Annotated in this window: 14 protein-coding genes and 1 pseudogene; 8 read left to right on the top strand and 7 right to left on the bottom strand. The window is 69.2% G+C overall.

Features of this window, described 5'->3' with window-relative positions; translation table 11 throughout:
• Positions 1–139: 139 nt before the first annotated feature.
• Complete coding sequence (locus tag ACFYPC_RS09255; protein ID WP_388672970.1) at positions 140–1,384, top strand: cytochrome P450; 1,245 nt, start codon at positions 140–142, stop codon at positions 1,382–1,384.
• Here the strand turns inward: ACFYPC_RS09255 and ACFYPC_RS09250 are convergent.
• Positions 1,371–2,507 carry a GlxA family transcriptional regulator gene (locus tag ACFYPC_RS09250; RefSeq protein WP_388672968.1) on the bottom strand — a complete coding sequence of 379 codons (1,137 nt, stop codon included), beginning with the start codon at positions 2,505–2,507 and terminating at the stop codon, positions 1,371–1,373. The two genes, ACFYPC_RS09255 and ACFYPC_RS09250, sit on opposite strands and share 14 nt — an antisense overlap.
• A gap of 74 nt (positions 2,508–2,581) precedes the next feature.
• Between ACFYPC_RS09250 and ACFYPC_RS09245 the strand changes: the two genes are divergently transcribed.
• Positions 2,582–3,172: a cysteine hydrolase family protein gene (locus ACFYPC_RS09245; RefSeq protein WP_388672966.1), complete on the top strand. Its 591-nt coding sequence runs from the start codon at positions 2,582–2,584 to the stop codon at positions 3,170–3,172.
• A 38-nt stretch (positions 3,173–3,210) separates the two neighbouring features.
• Here the strand turns inward: ACFYPC_RS09245 and ACFYPC_RS09240 are convergent, their stop codons facing one another.
• Positions 3,211–3,630, bottom strand: coding sequence for a hypothetical protein (locus ACFYPC_RS09240; protein WP_388672964.1), 420 nt, complete (start codon positions 3,628–3,630; stop codon positions 3,211–3,213).
• A 203-nt stretch (positions 3,631–3,833) separates the two neighbouring features.
• Between ACFYPC_RS09240 and ACFYPC_RS09235 the strand changes: the two genes are divergently transcribed.
• Positions 3,834–4,721, top strand: a complete 888-nt coding sequence (locus ACFYPC_RS09235) for an SAM-dependent methyltransferase (protein WP_388672963.1) — start codon at positions 3,834–3,836, stop codon at positions 4,719–4,721.
• 17 nt (positions 4,722–4,738) lie between these two features.
• Here ACFYPC_RS09235 and ACFYPC_RS09230 read toward each other — a convergent pair whose 3' ends face one another.
• Positions 4,739–5,002, bottom strand: a complete 264-nt coding sequence (locus ACFYPC_RS09230) for a DUF397 domain-containing protein (RefSeq protein WP_388672961.1) — start codon at positions 5,000–5,002, stop codon at positions 4,739–4,741.
• A complete protein-coding gene (locus ACFYPC_RS09225; protein WP_388672959.1) occupies positions 4,962–5,810 on the bottom strand; it encodes a helix-turn-helix domain-containing protein in 849 nt (282 codons plus the stop codon). Before ACFYPC_RS09225 ends, ACFYPC_RS09230 begins: the two co-directional genes overlap by 41 nt.
• Before the next feature lie 87 nt (positions 5,811–5,897).
• Here ACFYPC_RS09225 and ACFYPC_RS09220 point away from each other — a divergent pair, with 87 nt between their 5' ends.
• From ACFYPC_RS09220 to ACFYPC_RS09210, 3 genes are all read left to right on the top strand, one after another.
• Positions 5,898–6,305: an ATP-binding protein gene (locus tag ACFYPC_RS09220; protein WP_388672957.1), complete on the top strand. Its 408-nt coding sequence runs from the start codon at positions 5,898–5,900 to the stop codon at positions 6,303–6,305.
• A 124-nt stretch (positions 6,306–6,429) separates the two neighbouring features.
• A complete protein-coding gene (locus tag ACFYPC_RS09215; protein WP_388672955.1) occupies positions 6,430–7,629 on the top strand; it encodes an NAD(P)/FAD-dependent oxidoreductase in 1,200 nt (399 codons plus the stop codon).
• Between the two features lie 143 nt (positions 7,630–7,772).
• Entirely contained in the window at positions 7,773–8,669 is an 897-nt protein-coding gene (locus tag ACFYPC_RS09210) for an RNA polymerase sigma-70 factor (RefSeq protein ID WP_388672953.1), read from the top strand.
• Positions 8,670–8,780: 111 nt separating this feature from the next.
• Here the strand turns inward: ACFYPC_RS09210 and ACFYPC_RS09205 are convergent, their stop codons facing one another.
• Positions 8,781–10,211, bottom strand: a complete 1,431-nt coding sequence (locus tag ACFYPC_RS09205; RefSeq protein ID WP_388672951.1) for a glycosyltransferase family 39 protein — start codon at positions 10,209–10,211, stop codon at positions 8,781–8,783.
• A gap of 193 nt (positions 10,212–10,404) precedes the next feature.
• Here ACFYPC_RS09205 and ACFYPC_RS09200 point away from each other — a divergent pair.
• Positions 10,405–10,581: pseudogene (locus tag ACFYPC_RS09200) on the top strand (ATP-binding protein); the annotation flags it as partial.
• A 103-nt stretch (positions 10,582–10,684) separates the two neighbouring features.
• Here ACFYPC_RS09200 and ACFYPC_RS09195 read toward each other — a convergent pair.
• Positions 10,685–12,736 (bottom strand): bifunctional glycosyltransferase 87/phosphatase PAP2 family protein, encoded by a 2,052-nt coding sequence (locus tag ACFYPC_RS09195; RefSeq protein ID WP_388672949.1) that lies wholly within the window; start codon positions 12,734–12,736, stop codon positions 10,685–10,687.
• A gap of 360 nt (positions 12,737–13,096) precedes the next feature.
• Between ACFYPC_RS09195 and ACFYPC_RS09190 the strand changes: the two genes are divergently transcribed.
• Complete coding sequence (locus ACFYPC_RS09190; RefSeq protein WP_388672947.1) at positions 13,097–13,768, top strand: O-methyltransferase; 672 nt, start codon at positions 13,097–13,099, stop codon at positions 13,766–13,768.
• Positions 13,769–13,777: 9 nt separating this feature from the next.
• Here the strand turns inward: ACFYPC_RS09190 and ACFYPC_RS09185 are convergent, their stop codons facing one another.
• Complete coding sequence (locus ACFYPC_RS09185; protein ID WP_388672945.1) at positions 13,778–14,173, bottom strand: hypothetical protein; 396 nt, start codon at positions 14,171–14,173, stop codon at positions 13,778–13,780.
• Positions 14,174–14,195 lie beyond the last annotated feature (22 nt).

Raw genomic sequence — 14,195 nt, 5'->3', positions numbered from 1 at the left:
GCGAGTTGTAGAACCCGTTACTACCTTCACGGCAGTTTCCCGGCCTCTGATGGTCCGTCAGAACAGTGATCTCTGATGGCCCGTCAAATCAGGGGGCACCGAGAAGACCAGAAGGCCGTCTGAACGGCGGGAGTTGCCGATGCCCTGTCCAGCGCTGCCCGAAGGGTTCGATTTCACCGACCCCGATCTGCTGCACCACCGCGTGCCCCTCCCGGAGTTCGCCGAGCTGCGCGTGACCGAGCCGGTCCACTGGATCCCCCAACGCCCGGGCCTCGCGGGCTTCGAGGACGACGGCTACTGGGCCGTGGCGCGGCACGCGGACGTCAAGTACGTCTCCACGCACCCCGAGCTCTTCTCCTCGTTCCTCAACACCGCCGTCATCCGCTTCAACGAGCACATGCAGCGCGAGACGATAGAGGTCCAGCGGCTGATCATGCTCAACATGGACCCGCCCGAGCACACCCGCGTCCGCCAGATCGTGCAGCGCGGCTTCACCCCGCGCGCGATCCGCTCACTGGAGAACGCCCTGCGCACCAGGGCCGGTTCGATAGTCGAGAGCGCACTTGCGGGCGCAGGCCCCGACGGCGCATTCGACTTCGTCACCCAGGTCGCCAGCGAACTCCCCCTCCAGGCCATCGCCGAGCTCATCGGCGTCCCGCAGAACGACCGGGCCAAGATCTTCGACTGGTCCAACAAGATGGTGGCGTACGACGATCCGGAGTACGCGATCACCGAGGAGGTCGGCGCCGAGTCGGCCACCGAACTCATCTCGTACGCCATGAACCTCGCCGCCGACCGCAAGCAGTGCCCGGCCAAGGACATCGTCAGCACGCTGGTCGCGGCGGAGGACGAAGGCAACCTGGCCTCCGACGAATTCGGCTTCTTCGTCCTGCTGTTGGCCGTCGCGGGCAACGAGACGACCCGCAACGCCATCACCCACGGCATGCACGCCTTCCTCACCCACCCCGACCAGTGGGACCTCTACAAGCGTGAACGCCCGAAGACCACCGCCGAGGAGATCGTCCGCTGGGCGACCCCCGTCGTCTCCTTCCAGCGCACCGCGACCCAGGATACCGAACTGGGCGGGCAGCAGATCAGGAAGGGCCAGCGCGTCGGCATCTTCTACTCCTCCGCCAACAACGACCCCGAGGTATTCGACGGGCCAGACCTCTTCGACATCACCCGCGACCCCAACCCCCACCTCGGCTTCGGCGGCGGAGGCCCGCACTTCTGCCTCGGCAAGTCCCTGGCCACCCTCGAAATCGACCTCATCTTCAACGCCATCGCCGACGCCATGCCGAACCTCCGCCTCGCCGGCGACCCCCGCCGCCTCCGCTCCGCCTGGCTGAACGGAGTCAAGGAACTCCAGGTCAGCCACAGCTAACGCCACATCCACGCTCGGGCCGACGACCTCCCGGCACCGTCGGCCCGTCCGGCGTGGGAGGCAGGGGCACCCACCCATCCCTACGCCCGCCCCTGCCTCCCCCGCCTGCCGTACCTGCCGTGCCTCCCCCGCCTCCCGTGCCTGCCACAGCTCCTCCCGCGAACGCCGCACGGTACGCGCGCGGGCTCGTCGCGAGCCGCGCCGCGAAGTGCTGCCGCATGGTGACCTCGCTCCCGAAACCCGCCCGGCGGGCGACCTCGGGCATGGCCAGGCCGGTCCCCTCCAGCAACCGCTGCGCGGCGGCGACCCGCTGATCCAGCAACCACCGCACCGGAGTCGACCCGGTGGCCGCCACGAAGTGCCGCGCGAACGACCGCGGTGACATCCCGGCGCGCGCGGCGAGCCGGGGCACGGTGAGCGGCTCGTGGAGATGCCCGAGCGCGTACTCCCGTACGGCGGCCAGCGCGTCCGCGTCCGGGTCGGCCGGTGCGACCGGATGCTCGATGAACTGCGCCTGGGTGCCGGTCCGGAACGGCGCCGTCACCATCGAACGGGCCACCGCAGCCGCGGCCTGCGCACCATGAGCGGTACGGATGAGATGCAGGCACAGGTCGATCCCGGCGGCCGTCCCCGCGGCCGTCCAGATGTTGCCGTCCTCGACGAACAACGCGTCCGGCTCGACCCGCACCCCCGGATGCAATTCCCGCAGCTGGTCGATCAGATTCCAGTGCGTCAGCGCGCGCCGGCCCTCCAGCAGCCCCGCCTGCGCCAGCGTGAAGGCACCGCCGCACAGCGCCGCGATGGTCGTCCCCCGGGCGTGGGCACGCCGCAGCGCCTCCAGTACGGGTCCGGGTGCGGGCGTCACGTGATCATCGAGGCCCGGCACCACGATCAGCTCGGCCCGAGGCAGCCACGCCAGCGTCCGGTCCGGGGTGACCGCGAGCCCGCCGCGCATCGCCACGGGCGCGGGCTCTGCGGCGACCCGCCGCAGGTCGAAGGCGGGTGCGCCACGGTCGGTACGGTCCACACCCCACACCTCGGTGATCACGCTGACGTCGAAGGCCCGGACGCCGGGAAAGGCGAGGAGGGCGATGCGATGAGCCTGTGTCGTCGACTGAGTCACCCTGGCAGTAAACCATCGAACGCTGGCTTCCTGCCTCCTGGCCCGAATATGCGGACGGCGGCACGATGGTCAGCATGGAGATCACAGAGAACGCGGCGCTGGTAGTGGTGGACGTACAGCAGGGCTTCGACGACCTGGCGTCCTGGGGCCCACGCAACAACCCCGCCGCCGACGAGAACATCGCCGCCCTCCTCGCCGCCTGGCAGGACACCGGCCGCCCGGTCGTCTTCGTACGGCACGACTCGGTCAAGCCCGATTCACCGCTGCGGCCAGGACAGCCGGGCAACGACCTCAAGGAGTACGTCGAGCAGCGGCGCGGACTGGGCAAGGGCCCGGAACTGTTCATCACCAAGACCGTGAACTCGGCGTTCTACGGCACCCCCGACCTGGACGCCTGGCTCAAGGCCGAGGGCATCACCCAGATCGCCGTCGCCGGTATCCAGACCAACATGTGCGCGGAGACGACCGCCCGCATGGGCGGCAACCTCGGCTACGACGTCCTGTTCGCCTACGACGCCACCTACACCTTCGACCAGACGGGCCCGTTCGGCTGGTCCCTGACCGCCGACGAGCTGTCCCGAGCGACTGCCGTGACCCTGCACGGCGGGGGCTTCGCCCGGGTGGTCACGGCGGAGGAGCTGGTGTCCGCGGTCCGGTCCGTCTGAAGCGGGTTGCCGAAGGCCGCCCAAGCTGGGGCAACGGGTCAAGCGCGAAGGTTCAGGCGCCGTTCGAGGTGGCTGCGCAGCCGAGCAGATGCTCCACGGAGAGCACCGAGCTGTCTCACCTCTTCCGCCGCAAGTTCCGTCCGCCCTGCCAGCGCGAGCACGGCGGCGTAGGGCCGCTCGCCCTCGGAGAGCTTGGCCGCCGCGGCATCCCGGACGGCTCGCAGCACCGTGTGGTCCGCGCGGGGATGTTCCGCCAGGAGGCGAAGGAGCCTGTTGTCGTTCCAGGAACTGTCTCGAGCCGTGCTCAGTTCCAGGAGAGTCTCGGGCGCCGTATGGGGATTGGCGGCCAGCGCATGCCAGACAAAGGGGTACGGACATCGCGCCAGCGGATGGAGGACGGAGCTGTCCTGCTCGGCGCGCGCCAGTTCGAGGTAGTCGGCAGGCGTGTGCACGGACATGGCCCCTCGGGATCGTGGGCGACCATCCTGTCATCGGGGCCTGGTCACCCCTGTGCGCGGGGTGTCTGACCTGTGCGCGGGGTGTCTGAATTGGCCCTGAGATCACTTATGGGACAGCACTTTGGAGTGCGGAATCTTATCGAATTCACAACGGCCGTAGCTACTGTTTTACTCCAGCAACCCCCCACACAGGAGAGACGGCCATGAGTGAGCCCGAGCGTTCTCCCATTGTCGACGAACTCGGCTGGACCGCACTGGTGGTCGCCGCGGCGCGGTCCATCGAGACGCACCACGTCGACGGTCTGATCAGCGACCCCTACGCGGAGCGCTTCGTGAAGGCCGCCGACGCCACACACCAGCTTCCCCTGCGCATCGAAGACGTTGAGCAAGGCGACGACGATCCCGTCTGGGGACGTGGCGGAAGGTACTTCGGACTGCGCTGCCGAGCGTTCGACGATTTCCTTCTCAAGGCTAATCACGACGGAATTCAACAGGTGGTGCTATTGGGCGCAGGGCTGGACATGAGGGTCGCCAGGCTCGACTGGAAGCCGGGCACCACTCTCCACGAAATCGACCGGCCCGCCGTACACCGCTTCAAGCAAAGCGTTCTCGCGGAGACCGAAGCATCCTCGTTTGTTGATCACCACTACGTGCCCGCAGACCTGGAAGAAGCCTGGGACGACGCCCTGCTGACGGCAGGTTTCGACCGCACCAGGAAAACCGTGTGGTCCATCGAAGGCGTCGTCCCGTACCTGTCCGCGGACACCGAGACGCGCATGTTCGCGGCGATCAACGCGGCATCGGCTCCAGGGAGTCGGATCGGCTACGAGATCCTTGTCGACCAGGAAACGGAAGAGCTGCGCGCCAGCGAGATCTACGCCGAGACCAAAGAGAAAATGGGCGTACACCTCAGCTCACTGTTCAGCTCCGACGCCCGCCCCGACTCCGCGGAAGCACTGCGCCGGTCCGGGTGGGAGCTGTCCAGCCACCCCGTTTCCCATTTCACCGAGAAATACGGCAGGGGGCCGGAGCCCGACGTCCATGACGCCATTGAGAAATCCCGATGGATCATGGGTGAGAAGACCCGGTAAGCCCTGTCCCCGGGGGGCTAGAGCTGGGTGACGAAGGCGGTGAAGGCGGCCGGAGTGAGCGCGAGCGCGGGGCCGTCGGGGACTTTGGAGTCCCGAACGGCGATGGCGGCGCAGGGGGTTGGGGCGATCTCGACGCAGGAGGCGTCACAGTCACCGCTGTACGTCGACTTGCGCCAGGCGAGGGGGCCGAGTGGGGCGCACTCGACGCAATTGCCGCCCTGGTCACCGCTGTAGCTGGACTTACGCCACTGGATCCACGTCGGCATCGCGTTGTTTTCCATAGCGTTCCTCCATCACACGCCGGATCAGCTCCGCGGAATCCCTAAGGGAGAGCGCGGCGGCCTGAAGATGATCATAACGGAGCGAACAGTCCTTGACGGTGTCCGGGTTGGCGGTCGGATGCCCGCTTCCGTAGCCCTCGGTGTAGACGATGGTCGGGTCGCTGGAGAAGCGATAGACGTCGAACGAACCCTGCAGTCCCGCGTGTGCTCCGGCTGAGAACGGCAAGATCTGGATGTTGATCCGGGGGTTGTTCTCGAAACCCAACAGGTGCGCCAGTTGACCCCTCATGGCCACCAGACCGCCCATCTCCTGGTACAGCGCGGCCTCGCTGAGGACCGCCCAGAAGACGGGGGGCTCCGCCTTCCCGAAGATGCTCTGGCGGGCCAGTCGAACAGCGGTGCGGTCGTCAAGGTTGTTCTGGTCCAACGTGCCGAGCACGGCACGCGCGTATGCCTGGGACTGGAGAAGACCGTGGATCATGTGCGTTTCGAAGGAACAGATCTCGACGGCCCGCGCCTGCAACTCCGCAACCCGCTGAAACCACCCCGGCAACTGACTCCGCAACACCAGCCCCACCAACCGCGACAACAACCCCCCGGTCCCCAGCGCCGCGTCCGCCCGCTCGCTGAACACATCCGTCGGCAACTTCCGTGCCGTCTCGATCTGTCCCACCAGCGAGCCGGTGTAGTTGACGATGTCTCCGAACTGCTTCTGTGTCAGCCCCGCGGCCTCCCGGTGCCGCCGCAGCTCGAAGCCGTAGTAGTCGAGCGGCGAGGCGCTCGGGTCGAGGATGCTGATGTTGGTCACGGACAGCCCCTGTCTGCCAACTCGGCCCGCGAGTCAGTTGTGTTCAGTCGGTAGCTCAGCGTAGCCAGTGGCCGTCAGGCTCGTCCTGTGAACGAACTCATTCCTCCCCCGCCCGTCCGGTACGGCATGCGCTTCACGGTCGGCGAACACTCGGCCGGTCACGTCCGGCGGATCGTCCGCGCCTACCTCCGCTACTGGGAGATGCCGGAACTGACCGACCCCGTGGGCCTGGCGGTCACCGAACTACTGGCCAACGTCCTGCGGCATGTCCCGGACCGGCGCTGCGAGTTGCTGGTCCTGCGGCAACCGGACGGCGTACGCGTCGAGGTGTCGGACGGTTCGGCCCGTCTCCCGAAGGTCTCCGCACCCGACAGCGAGTCGGAGGGCGGCCGGGGGCTCGTCCTGGTCGAGGCGATGGCCGACGAGTGGGGGGTGGAGCCGACCGGCGACGGCAAGACGGTGTGGTTCGAGTGCGCGGCGGCCAGGACCCACTGACGCTACGCGACCGAAGAGCCCCATGGAGTGATCTGGCTCACACGTTGTCACAACAACCGGTCAGGCGGTGTCTTCATGCCGAACCCCTTGAAACGAAGGAACGAAGGAACGAAGGAGAGACACCATGGCCGAGAACACCAAGGTGGTCGTCATCGGCGGCGGATACGCCGGCGTCATGGCGGCCAATCGTCTGACGCGGCGCGACGACGTGACAGTGACTCTGATCAACCCGCGCCCGGCCTTCGTCGAACGGATCCGCCTGCACCAGCTGGTGGGCGGATCCCACGAGGCGGTCGTCGACTTCCGGAAGGTCCTGGCCGACGGCGTCCGGCTGGTGGTCGACAGCGTGACCCGGATCGACGCGGCCGGGCGCACTGTGGCGTTGGCGTCGGGCGGCACGGTCGGCTACGACTACCTGATCTACGCGGTGGGCAGTGGCAGCGCCGACCCGCGCGTGCCCGGAGCGGCGGAGTTCGCGTACCCGATCGCTGCTCTGGAGGAGGCGGAACGGCTTCGGCCGGTTCTGGACGCCGCGTCCGCGAGGGCCGTGGTGACGGTGGTCGGGGCGGGTCCGACGGGCATCGAGACGGCCGCCGAACTGGCGGAGTCGGGCCGCACGGTGACCCTGGTCTGCGGCGAGGTGCTCGGCCCGTATCTGCACCCCCGGGGTCGACGCTCGGTCGCCGGGCGGCTGGCCAAGCTCGGTGTGACCGTGGTCGAAGGCGCCGCAGCGAAGGTGACGGCCGTGACGCGCGACGCCGTACGTCTCGGTGACGGCCGCGAGCTGCCGAGCGAGGTGACCATCTGGACCGCCGGGTTCGGCGTGCCGGACCTGGCCGCCCGCAGCGACCTGAGCACCGACGCCCTGGGCCGCCTGCTCACGGACGAGACGTTGACGAGCGTGGACGACGTACGCATCGTCGCGGCCGGGGATTCGGCGGCGCCCTCCGGCCTGCCGTACCGGATGAGTTGCCAGGCAGCGGTTCAACTGGGCCCGCAGGCAGCGGAGACGGTGCTCAGCCGGATCGCCGGTGAGCAACCCGCGCCCGTAGACGTGGGGTTCGTCAGCCAGTGCATCAGCCTGGGCCGTCGCGCCGGCATCCTTCAGCTCGCCGCCAGGGATGACACCGCCAACAGGTACTACCTCGCCGGCCGCACGGGCGCGAAGATCAAGGAGGTCATCTGCAAGAGCATCGTCTGGCAGCTGGCGTACGAGGCACGCAAGCCCGGTGCGCACACCTGGTGGATGAAGGACGGCAAGCGCCCGGAACTGCTGCGGGCCAAGCGCGCCGAGACCCCGGCCGCCGCCGAACGGGCAGCCTGAGGCCACCACGCAGGACACCGTAATCAGCCGCACAGGGCCCAACGCCCGCACGAGGCAAGGATTGTCCCCATGAACCTCAGCCTCGCCTTGAGCCCTTCCCCGGCCGACGAAGATGAACGGCTACCCACGAAAGGGGTCAAGACATGAGCGACGAGGCCACTGACCCGGCGACCGACACCTTCGTCGCCCACCGCAACCTGCTCTTCACCGTCGCCTACGAGATGCTCGGATCGGCGACCGATGCCGAGGACGTCCTCCAGGAGACCTGGCTGCGGTGGGTGAAGGTCGACCTGGAGGAGGTGCGCGACCAGCGCGCCTACCTGGTCCGGATCACCACCCGGCAGGCGCTCAACCGGCTGCGCACGATGAACCGCCGCAAGGAGGCGTACGTCGGCCCCTGGCTGCCCGAACCGCTGCTCACCGCGCCGGACGTGGCCGAGGACGTCGAGCTCGCCGAGAGTGTGTCGATGGCGCTGATGCTCGTCCTCGAAACGCTGTCGCCCACCGAGCGTGCCGTGTTCGTGCTGCGCGAGGTCTTCGATTTCAGCTACGAGGAGATCGCGGCCGCCGTCGACAAGAGCGCCGCGGCCGTCCGCCAGATCGCCCACCGCGCGCGTCTGCACGTCGACGCTCGGCGCCCTCGCGAGGTGGTCTCCGCGAGCAGGACCCGGGCGGCTCTGGAGTCGTTCCAGCGCGCGCTGGAGACCGGGAACCCGCAGGACCTCCTCGACGTGCTCGCCCCGGAGGTCGTCCTGGTGAGCGACGGCGGCGGTATCAAGCAGGCCGCGCTGCGGCCGATCACCGGCGCCGACAAGGTGGTCCGCTTCATGATCGGCGGTCTCGGCAAGCACGAACACGCGGTCAGCAGCACTGCGACCATGGTCAACGGCCACCCGGCACTCCTCGTACACGTGGACGGCGAGATCGACGGCATCATGGCGATCCGCGTCGAGAACACCCGCGTCACCGGCCTCTACTACGTCCGAAACCCGGAAAAACTGACCCGCGTCGCATCCGAGACCACGCTCACCCTGCGCTGAACACCGACGGCTCAACAGCTTTCACAGCAGCCCGAGATCGCGCGCCCGCGGCGAGGCGATCTCGGCGCCGGCGCCACTGCGCGCGCCGTCGTAACTGCTGCCGCCTCGTCATCACCGCACGCAGTGCCCTGGTCGGGCGTAGACGACGATCTGCGCGCCCAACACCTCGGTGCGCTCGCAGACTTCGAAGTACGCCTTGAGTGTCTGCCGCTTGGCCACCTCCTGTGCGAAGGGGTCGAGCGGCTGCCCTGCGGGATCGGTCAGCGCGATGACGCGGTCCGTGGTCAGGAGGCGGCGCCGGATCGTCTCGGCGGAGACTTCGGTCCCCTGGAGGGTGTTCGAGGCCGCCGGGGACTCGGAGAGGGCAAGGTCGTCCAGGCGCCCGTACACGGACGGGTACGACAGCAGCCACTCGCGGCGCCGGGCAGGCATGAACAGGACGCTGTCGCCCTCTCGCGCGGACTTCTCAACGACGTGTACGACCGCGACGACGTCGTCCTTACGGCTCTCGGGCGAGCGCACCATCAGCGACCACGGCAACAGGACCGCGACGGCCGCCCCGGCCAGCAGACAGACGGTCAGGACACGGGCGGCGGGGGCGAGCCGGTGCCGTTGGCCGACGGCCCACCCCAGCGCGGCCCCGGCCGGCAACGCCAGTCCCGTGAAGCTGTACAGCACATACCGGTCGACATACCACGGCTTGACGAGCGAGATCCCCATCAGCAGCCCGACCGGGGCGATCAGCAGGGGAAGCGACAACCGCGCCAGAGCGACGGCCTCGGCCGAGGCCGCGGACCCGCGCAGGAGGAGCCGGCAGAGCAGCACGCCCACGCCCGAGATCACCAGGAACTGCAACCACGCGCTCAGGCTGGGGCGTCCGAGCCAGCCGAGTTGCTGTTCCGCCTGCGCCGCGCTCGCCACCGCCAGGGGCAGCAGGCTCACCGACACACAGGCCGCCGCGATCCCCCAGCTCCGCCAGACGTGCCGAGGCCCGCGTGACCACCACAACGTCACCCCGTGCGCCACCAGTGCCAGGGCCGCGAACTCGTGCAGCCAGCAGGCGAGGCCGAGCGTGAGTGCGTACGCCGTCCACCACCGGCCGCGGAACTCTGCCATGCCACGCACGAAGAAGTACGTCGCCCAGGTGACGCAGGCGGTGACCAGCGCGTACGAGCGGCCCTCCTGCGCGTACTGCTGTGTGACCGGCAACACCACCAGAACGAGCCCAGCGATTGTGCCTGTCCGGCGTCCTGCCAGCCTTGCGCCGATCGCCCCGACTCCCGCCGCCGCCAAGGCAGTCGCCATCGTCGAGGGCAGCCGCAGGGCCAGGAGGCCGCCGTCCCACGCGGCGAACACGGCGTGCATGAGGAGGTAGTACACGCCGTGCACGGCGTCGATGTGACCCAGCAGCCCCCACAGTTCGCCCAGTGACCGATGAGCCACCTGGTAGGTGACCGACTCATCGCGCCACATGCTGTTCTGCCGGTCGATCCCCCACAGCCCAAGGGCCAGCGCTGCCGCGGCCGGGACGGTCGCCGGCACTGCCCGCCTCGTCCTGCCCCACCGCCGGGCCGCCCCGGGCACGGCGGGCCGGAAGCCGCCGTCGCACGGAGGTGTCTCTGCGGTGTCCAAATGCTGAGAGATGGTGTCCTCCGGAGATGTGGGGGCGGGCAGGTCGAGGCATGCTGATCTTTGCAACACATGAGCCCGGCGCTCGCTCCTTGATTCGCACGCCCTGCTGGAACTGGGGCAGCGTCGCCGGGCCCGCACTCTGACGCTGGACGCGTATGAGGCACTCGGCGGGGTTCAGGGAGCGGTGGCCCACCCGGCCGCGGAGGTCTTCGCCAGCTCCACCGAGGCGCAGACAGAGCTCGCCCGTGCGATGCTGCTGCGGCTGATCACCCCGGGCCAGGAAGCACCGGACGCTCTTGTCGTCCTCGTAGAGAACGCAGTAGCTGACCTGCGCCCCCGACCCGGCCGCCGACGTCGTACAGCGCGCCCGGGGAACGGACCGGTCAGCCCTCTGCGTACGAACGCTCCCCGGTCTGCGCCGTTCGCCTGTCGGCCAGGTGATCGTCCTCGATGGCGATGGCCCCGGCGGCCGCACGCGGCCCCGACAGCACATACACCAGCCCGAATCCCGCACCGATCACGACCGCCCCGCCCACCGCGTCCAGCACCCAGTGGTTGCCGGTGGCCACGATCGCGGACAGGGTGAACAGCGGATGCAGCAGGCCCAGCGCCTTCATCCACCACTTCGGGGCCATGACGGCGATGATGATGCCGCACCACAGGGCCCAGCCGAAGTGCAGCGAGGGCATCGCCGCGTACTGGTTGGTGACGGCGGTCAGGGCGCCGAAGTCGGGCTTGGCGAGGTCCTGCGTGCCGTGCACCGTGTCGATGAAGCCGAGGCCCGGCATCAGACGGGGCGGCGCCAGGGGGTACAGCCAGAAGCCGAGCAGGGCGAGCAGGGTGCCGAGTCCCAGGGTGGAACGGGCCCAGCGGTAGTCGACCGGCCGGCGGACGTACAGGACCCCCAGGACAGTCAGCGGCACCACGAAGTGGAACGACGTGTAGTAGAAGTTGAAGAAGTCCACGAGCCACGGGATCCCCGCGACCGCGTGGTTGACGGTGTGCTCGACGTCGATGAAGAGCGCCTTCTCCAGCGAGTAGATCTGGTGGCCGTGTTCCTCGGCGGCGGGGCGCCCGCCGGCCGCCGCGAGCCGTACGGAGGAGTAGGCGGCGTAGAACACCCTGATGAGGAGCAGTTCGAGCAGCAGACTGGGCCGGGTGAGGGCTCTGCGCCAGAACTTGACCAGCGGCACTCGGTCGAACCTGGCGGGACGGGCGGGCGCGTACTGCGTGGAGAGGGGTGTCCTGAAGTACGGCGACTTCAGTGGAAGGAACGGCACGGCGCACGCGGCGGCGAGGACCGCGAGCAGTACCACGTTCTCGCGCAGCGGGGCCAGCGCCGACGTGTTCGGCACCAGCATCTTCGCGGGCAGCGTCATGACGAGGATGACGACGACGGGCCACATGTAGCGGTCCGAGGTCTTCTTGCCGACCCGCCCCACCACCGCGAGCAGCAGCCACAGCAGCTGGTGCTGCCAGGCGGTGGGCGACACCACGACCGCGGCGCAGCCGGTGATCGCGACGGCGAGCAGCAGCTGTCCCTCGCGTGCGTAGCGCACTGCGCGGCGCAGACCCACGGTGACGACGACCGTGCCGAGGAGCAGAAAGAGGGTGATCTCCAGGGGGCCGGACAGCCCGAGCCGCAGCAGCGCGCCGTGCAGCGACTGGTTGGCGAGGTCGTCCGCCTTGCCGCCGAGGCCGACGCCCGCCATGTGGTGCACCCAGTAGGTGTACGAGTCCTGGGCCATCGCGGCCCACGCGACCAGGGTGAGAGCGGCGAAGGTGGCTCCGGTGGACACGGCGGCGTGTCTGCGGCCGGTGAACCAGAGCAGCGGCGCGAAGAGCAGCACGGCGGGCTGGAGGGCGGCGGCGAGGCCGATCAGGACGCCGCTGGCCCGCTGCCCGCGTACGGCGAAGCAGCCGAGCAGGACGAGCAGCACCGGGATGATGCTGGTCTGGCCGAGATAGAGGGTGTTGCGCACCGGCAGCGACAGCATCAGCAGGCTGATCGTGACGGGCGCGGCGAGCAGCGACGCCCGCCGGGTCACGGGCTTGGGCAGGGCGCGCGCCGCGACCAGGCCGAGCGCGACGACCAGCAGCAGGGTGCCGAAGGTCCAGCCCCAGCCGAGGGCCTGTTCCGCCGAACGGGTGAGAGGTTTGAGGACGAGCCCCCCGAAGGGGGTGCCGGTGAACTGGGTCGAGTCGTACAGCGACCCCTTCACATGCAGCACGCCGTTCGTGCCGACCCAGGTCTCCAGATCCGTCAGCCGGTCCCCTTTCGGAGTGCTCAGGACCACGGCGAGCTGCCGCACCGCGAGGACCGCGGCGATCACCCACAGCCCGATGCGGACAGCCCTCAGCCGTACCTTCGCCCGCTCGGCCGCCCCCGCCCCGAAGGCATTACCCGCTCTTGTGCCGCGCTCCACATTCGCCACGCCGCGCCGGCCCTCCCGCCCCGCTCGTCCCGCGCGTCCCGCGCGCGGGTTCCTGTCCCGGTCCCCATGAGGCTCGCACCGCCTCCGGTGAGAGACGCAGGCAACCCCCTCTTCACCTGACGTCCTTCCATCTTTTGTCCGGATGACGATAGTGGGCGAACGGTTGAGTCCCGCCCCGGGTCCACGACGCAGATCACAGAGAGCCGCCCGACACCGCCTGGGCCTGGCTCGAAACCGCTGCCACCCGACCGGGTTCCGGGCGTGAACACAGGGAAACCCGCTGGCAACCCCCGGCTTCCGCGACTAGATTTCCCCTGAACTAGTTAGCACATCTAACTAGGCATACGAAAGGCATGGTGCATGACCGAGTCGCAGCTCTGGAACGACGTCGACGACTACTTCACCACCCTCCTCGCCCCCGCCGACGAGACCCTGACCGCCGCACTCCGCGACAGCGACGCGGCCGGACTGCCCCCCATCAACGTCGCCCCCAACCAGGGCAAGCTGCTGCAGCTCCTCGCCCAGATCCAGGGCGCCCGCCGCATCCTGGAGATCGGCACCCTCGGCGGCTACAGCACGATCTGGCTGGGCCGCGCCCTCCCGGCCGACGGCCGCCTGATCACCTTCGAGTACGACCCCGCACACGCCGAGGTCGCCCGCGGCAACCTCGCCCGCGCGGGCCTCGACAAGATCGCCGAGGTACGGGTCGGGCCCGCCCTGGAGTCGCTCCCGAAGCTGGCCGAGGAGAACCCGGAGCCGTTCGACCTCGTCTTCATCGACGCGGACAAAGTGAACAACCCGCACTACGTCGAGTGGGCCCTCAAGCTCACCCGGCCGGGCAGCCTGATCGTCGTCGACAACGTCGTCCGGGGTGGCGCGGTCACCGACGCCGCGAGCACCGACCCGAGCGTGCGGGGCACCCGGGCCGCGCTCGAACTGATCGCCGAGCACCCGAAGTTGAGCGGTACGGCGATCCAGACGGTCGGGAGCAAGGGGTACGACGGGTTCGCGCTGGCGCGGGTACTGGCCTGAAAGAACCGGTCACACCTCGTGGTAGAAGCCCACGTTCACGCTGTACGGGCCGGTGCGGTCCAGGATGACGATCTCGCCGGAGCTGCCCGCGGGGAGCCTGGCCGTACCGCCGTACGGGAGGGGCTGGGTCACCTGGCCGGCCAAGGTCAGCCGTACCTCGGAGGAAGGCTCGGGCTGGGAGCCCTGCAGCCAGGTGACCTGCCAGGATCCGTCCGGGCCGCACAGGAACTCCAGATGCACCCTGGACACGAACAGCCAGTCGTCCGGGGTCACGAGACGGCACACGGCCTGGTCCCGGCCCACCCGCAGCAGGGCACCGGGGTCGCTCGGCGCGTCTGCCATCAGCATCCCGGCCGTCGCACCCGCGTCCGCCCCGGTGACCGATGCCATGGTGAGTTCGAGCACGTGCGCTCCTTCGGTTCCCGCC

Source organism: Streptomyces sp. NPDC005808 (genome assembly GCF_042871385.1).
Lineage (GTDB): Bacteria > Actinomycetota > Actinomycetes > Streptomycetales > Streptomycetaceae > Streptomyces.
This window is presented reverse-complemented; position numbering and strand designations above follow the sequence as displayed.